This is a genomic window from Litorimonas sp., from assembly GCA_029936425.1.
Lineage (GTDB): Bacteria > Pseudomonadota > Alphaproteobacteria > Caulobacterales > Maricaulaceae > Litorimonas.
This window is the reverse complement of sequence record JAPYSU010000155.1, coordinates 1-1,152: the sequence shown is the minus strand read 5'-3', so window position 1 is coordinate 1,152 and position 1,152 is coordinate 1. Positions and strand designations below refer to the sequence as shown.

The window sequence follows — 1,152 nt, the reverse complement described above, 5'->3', positions numbered from 1 at the left end:
GCAACCAGCTCCAGCAGGCACCGGCCAGTTCTACCCTAGGACACCCCGGGGCAAGGCCCCCGACAAGTCGAACAGCTTCTGCCACGCCTGCCAAGGGTGAGTACTAACTCCGCTCGCCGCATTTGTCATTCTTCCCTGCAGGAAGGGACACTGGGCAGGGGACGACATCTGCCCGTTCCTCGGGCAGTCTCCACCAAGGGACGAGTGAACCACCAGAAGCAGAGTAGTCTTCACGTAGAAAAGCCTGGCCGTCATCGGAGACGCATGCAGCAACTTTTCGTTTGCTCTGTTCTTGCTTTGTCCGCCAGGCCTTACCGCAATCGCAAAAGAGCCGCTTTTACCCACACGCAAAGTTTTCTTTGCTTTCAGATGATGGCGAGCCCGGGCTCCGGGCACGGTCACACTCGCGACGATTCCAGCCGAGTCGTTCGGGCCCCCACCTTGTCCATTCACTCCGCACAGAGCATGGCCTTCTACAAGACGACCCTTGGCTGCACCATGTTTGACGAGACCATCCTCAGAGACGGCCTGGCCCTCCAGTTCACGTCGGAACCGGGACCCTACTTCAGAAGAAACAACAGATCAGCCAGACTGCACTCTCAGAAGCTCTTCGACACGGTCCAGAAGTGGCACGGACTAGGTTTTGTGGCCGTGGCTCCGACCCAGCCCCTGGTGGTCAGCCCGATGACTGTCGCCTCGCAGCGAGACCACGTCACTGGAGAAACCAAGCTACGCCCATGCTTGGACGGCAGCAGACACTTAAACAAGTTCTTGCCCGACAGGAAGATCAAGCTTACCACACTGGAAATCAGCAAGCAGATGATTGAAGAAGGTGACTGGCTGATGGGCGTGGACCTAGAAAACTGCTTCTTCCATGTACGGATCCGCCCCGACTTCTGGAAGTATCTGGGCTTCCAGGTCCAGAACCCCACGACCGGCGAGTCTACTTTCTACGTGTTCAAAAGGATGATCTACGGCCTCAAGGTGGCCCCGTCCGTCATCGACCAGCTGACCAGGCCCATTGTGAGACACCTGCACACTCTGGGCATCCGCTTCTCCCTGATGTGCGACGATGGTTTGACGATGGCCAACTCCAAGTCCAGAGCGGAGGCAGACCACCAGAAGGTTCTGGACGTGTTCCAATGTGCAGGT

1 protein-coding gene is annotated in these 1,152 nt (G+C 57.6%); it reads left to right on the top strand.

Annotated elements, in window-relative coordinates; translation table 11 throughout:
- Window positions 1–465 precede the first annotated feature (465 nt).
- On the top strand, window positions 466–1,152 hold a 687-nt coding region (locus ACN0IC_RS15670; protein WP_416879678.1), incomplete at its 3' end, for a reverse transcriptase domain-containing protein.